This window comes from Streptomyces sp. KR55 (genome assembly GCF_052245645.1).
Classification (GTDB): Bacteria; Actinomycetota; Actinomycetes; order Streptomycetales; family Streptomycetaceae; genus Streptomyces; species Streptomyces flavusporus.
This window is the reverse complement of the sequence record NZ_JBQQCE010000642.1, coordinates 1-4,187: the sequence shown is the minus strand read 5'-3', so window position 1 is coordinate 4,187 and position 4,187 is coordinate 1. Positions and strand designations below refer to the sequence as shown.

Genomic DNA, 4,187 nt, shown 5'->3' with positions numbered 1-4,187 from the left:
ACGAAACAAATGGACGCCGAGGCCGGAGCCTGGAAGGCCGCGAAGCTCCACGTAGGGCATAAACTCTCTCAAAGAGCACCAGCCGCAAGAGCGACGTAGTGCCACAAGCGATACCTAAACGCCCACTAAGGAAGAGCAGGGCGCCGTCCCGCGCGGCAAGCCGGGCGGTGGCCCGGCCGATGCCGCCCGCGGCGCCCGTGAGGAGCACCTTCCGGCCGTGCAGATCGCTGAGGTCGGGTCGGCGCATGGCACTCCTCGGGGAGGGTGGGGCCGTGAGGGGGGGCAAGGGGGAAAAGCTGCGGGGCGGTGGCCGGTGGGACGCGAGGAGTCCTCGGTCCCACCGGTCCTGCCTGTTGCTCTCCGGGCGGGTCGTCTTGCCCGGACCGGTCCCGCCCGGTTCGTTCCTGCCGGGTCAGGAGTCCTCGCGGCGCGGGATCTCCACGCGGACCGGGTCGGCGCCGCGGTGGCTCACCTCGGCCTCGTGCTCCATGTGCCCTCCGGTCAGCAGCGTCCATGCGTAAGTGGGGCGCGTGCAGACCTGGCTGTGCTTGGTCACCTCGTCACCGCCCTTGACGGTGCCGAAGGAGACCGGCTTCGAGGTCACCGTGCCGAGGTCGAGGCCGAACAGGTCCCGCACCTTGGTACGGAAGACGATCTCGCCCTCGGTGACCGGCTGTTCGCCGGTGTTGGCCAGGGTGAGGCTGATGTCCTCGCACCACACGTGGTCGCCGGGGTTCCGCTTCGGGTCGCGGACCTCGAGGCCGGCCGCGGTCTCGGGCGGCGTGGGATGGGGCGCGGGCGGGGAGGGCTCGCCGGGTTTCCCGGGCTCTCCCGGCTCCGGGGCCTCCGGATCCGTACCGGGCTCGTCGGCCCCCGGCTTGCCGGAGGTGTCCAGGGGTTTGCCGTCCCAGGCGGGCGGCAGTTTCGTGAACGGGATCGGCTCCCCGCCCGTGTTGATGCGCAGCCTGTCGAGCACCAGCTCGTCCGCGGTCACCAGGGCCTGTTCGGCCTTGACCTTGGTGAGGAAGATGAGCGGCGGGATGATCGGCGGCGTGGGCAGACCCTCCGGGGAGAAGGTCACGCAGATCAGTCCCTCGACGCAGCCGGAGAACTTCTTCACATAGAGCTTGACGTTCCCCTTCAACTGCAGGTCGTCCGCGGCCAGTTGCTCCTGCGGCCCGTCGCCGTCCCGGGTCTGCAGACGGTAGTCGGTCAGCGAGGCCGACCGCATGGAGAGCACCAGGACCTTCATCGGCCCGCGGGCCGTGGGGATCTCCTTGATACCGGAGAAGGTGAAACCGTGCGGGGAGAACCGGGTCGCCGTGACCTGTGGGGCGGTAGCCGCCACCATCGGCACCTCGGCGGGTTCGGCCCGCGCCTCTCCCGCGACGGGGCCGAGCGTGGCGCCGACCAGGGCGACGGGCAGCAGTACGGCCAGGGTGCCGCGGACGCCGCCGGTGGCACCGGAGCCCCGCTCACCACTCGGTTCGTCCGCGCTCTCCCCGTCGCCGGTCGCGCTCTCCCCGTCGGGGTCCGCGTCCTCGCCCGGGTCCCGGTCGGCCGTGCCGCTACCGGACCCCTTGCGCGGACGCCTTCCCCGCCCCGCTGATCCTTTTCCCGCGCTTTGGCCCTCCTGCCACCCGAAGCCGAGGGCACTGCCCGCGACGCCGAGCAGGGTGCCGAGCAGGAAGCCACCGAGGTTGGTGGCAGCGAAGGAGAGCACCGAGAGGATCATCGCGTTGACGCTGACGTACGTATGGGCGTGCGGCGCCACCCACAGGAACACCCCGGCGACGATGAGCGCGAGACCGATACCGATCGCCGCGATCCCGCCGATGCCGAGGTTGATCAGGACGTCGAACGGGGACAGCGGGACGATCAGCAGTTCGGTGCCGGCCGCCATGAGCAGCACGCCCGCCCAGAACGGCCGACGGCGTCGCCAGTCGCGCAGCGCCGCGCGTGGTCCGGGCCAGGGGAGGAGAGCGTCGATGCGGCCGCCGGAGCCGCGCGGCGACGTGGACTCCGGCTGCCTCTTCGTCCGCCTCAGAAGCATTCCTTGCCGCCCAGACCCACGTTGATCTTCAGTCCCTTGAGCTTGAAGTTGCCGCCCATCGCCGACCAGGCGTGGGACTTGACCCCGGACACGTCGACGCCCTTGACCTGGAGCCCGAAGCTGCCCGGCTCGCCCTGGGGGCCCGGTACGGCGTCCAGCGTGGAGGCGTCCCGGCCGATCTGGACGTTGCCGAACTTGGCGTCACCGGCCAGGTCCTCGGCGTCGATCACGAGGCTGTCCGCCGTGACCTTTCCGGCGTCGCCGCCGGCCTGGAGGCGGAAGACGACCCTGCCTATCGGGGTGTTCACACCGGTCGACTGGCAGATGTCCGTCAGTTTGGCCTGCTTCAGGGAGAGCAGGGCGACCGCGTGCCCCTTGCCGTCCACCGACCGGTCCACCTCGACGTAGGAGGCGAGCGCGTCACTGGTCAGTTTGCCGGAGGCCACCTTGAAGTTGGTCCCGGAGACGGCGAAGGTCGCGGCCATCGCGCCCTGCGCCATGGCGATGCCCATGGCGCCGATCGCGACGAAGGCTGGCACGGCGAGCACTGCCGCCCGCTTGTAGGAGGTCCGTCCGTGGGCGGCACCGTGTGTCTCCGCGTCCGGTGTCTCGTTTTCGGTCACTGCTGCTCCCGTCAAGTCGATCCGAGCTGAATGTTCCGAAGTGCTGTGTCCGAGCCGTAGGGCTGTGAATGCCGGGGGGGCCGTACGGCGCCGGTGCGTGGGGTTCGCCCGGGACCGGGCGTGGCCCGACAGAACCGGTGGCGTGGAGCGGCTCGGGCCACCGGCTTCCGGTAGGTGTGAGAGAACACGCACGTACATGGAAGACCATTGGTGTACGTGTATTTCTGCAATTGGCTTGCGGTGGAGCTGTGTTGGCAGAGAGTGAAAGCGGTGGAACCGGCTTCGCGAGCGGGCGGGCGCCTCTCGTCGGCGGTGTGCGGCGCCACCGCTGCTGCCGGAGCGGCACGTCTCCGTCGTGTCCACTTGTAGGCGGTCGCTCGGGAGATCCCATCTCCTCGGCCACATGAGCTCCGGGCGGCCGGAACGGAGACACGCTGGATCAACAGCCGCCTGCCATGAGCAGTCGGCCGGGCATCATCGTGGGATACGAAGACCTCCGTGTGGTGCAGTCCCAGACAGCTCCACCACACCGGAGGTCTTCTCCTTTGATCAAGCCCCCGTGTCAACAACACTCGTGATCAATACAGTTAGGGCGTTCACCACCGGGCTCTGTCAGCGATCACGGAGAGCCGCTCCTGGCCGGCTGAGGTTCCTCGCGGCGACGGCCGCGCTCTACGGGCGCTCGGCCATCGCTCACGCCTCCAGCACCAACCGCTCTCCTTCCGGTGCACGCGAGACGCAGGGCAGCATGGCGCCGGCCGCACGTTCGGTGGCGGTGAGCCGGCGGTCACGATGATCGACATTGCCATGGATCACCTGCACCCGGCAGGTGCCGCAGAATCCCTGACGGCAGGAGAACGGCATGTCAGGCAGGGCCTCGTGGAGAACATCCAGGGCGGAGCGGTCGTACGGCACTGGCAGAACCCGTCCGGTGTCGCCCAGCTGAAGTTCGAAGGGACGGCCGTCCGTGATCGGGGCCGGGCCGAAACGCTCGAAGTGCAGGGCTGACGCGCGGCTATCACCGAACGCGCGCCGAACGCCGTCGATCATGGGCGCGGGCCCACAGCAGTACACCGCACCCGCCGCTGGGCTCAAGCTCAACAGATCGGCTGCGTCGGGCACTCCGCACTCGTCGTCAGGACGGATGGAGACCCGGCCAGGGGCTGCGGCTGCGAGTTCGGCCAGCTCTGCCGCGAAGGGCATCGAGCCGCGGCTGCGGCCGGTGTGCACGAGCTTCCAGTCCAGCCCGCGTCGGGCAGCTTCCTGAGCCATCGGCAGGATCGGGGTGATGCCGATGCCGCCCGCGATGAGCAGGATGGATGCTTCGGCGGCGAAGGGGAAGGCGTTCCGGGGTTTGGTGATGGCGACCCGCATACCGTCCCCGAGGGCGTCGTGTACCTCGGCCGAACCGCCTTGGCCGTTGGCGATGCGGCGCACCGCGATTCGGTACCGGTACCGGTCGGCAGGGTCGCCGCACAGAGAGTATTGCCGCTTGCGGCCGGAGGGCAGGT

The 4,187-nt window shown here is 69.6% G+C and carries 3 protein-coding genes; all 3 read right to left on the bottom strand.

The genetic code is table 11. From position 1 onward, the window contains the following. Nucleotides 1–412: 412 nt before the first annotated feature. The gene (locus ACTWQJ_RS47415; protein ID WP_443312575.1) at nucleotides 413–2,053 is read right to left on the bottom strand and encodes a DUF6114 domain-containing protein; all 1,641 of its coding nucleotides are present in this window, start codon (nucleotides 2,051–2,053) and stop codon (nucleotides 413–415) included. Then, a complete protein-coding gene (locus ACTWQJ_RS47410) occupies nucleotides 2,044–2,676 on the bottom strand; it encodes a DUF6230 family protein (RefSeq protein WP_443312574.1) in 633 nt (210 codons plus the stop codon). Before ACTWQJ_RS47410 ends, ACTWQJ_RS47415 begins: the two co-directional genes overlap by 10 nt. Before the next feature lie 693 nt (nucleotides 2,677–3,369). After that, on the bottom strand, nucleotides 3,370–4,187 hold an 818-nt coding region (locus tag ACTWQJ_RS47405), incomplete at its 5' end, for a PDR/VanB family oxidoreductase (protein ID WP_443312573.1).

Coding starts and splice junctions, on each gene's coding strand:
- ACTWQJ_RS47415 (WP_443312575.1), bottom strand. CDS start 2,053: ATGCTTCTGAGGCGGACGAAGAGGCAGCCGGAGTCCACGTCGCCGCGC.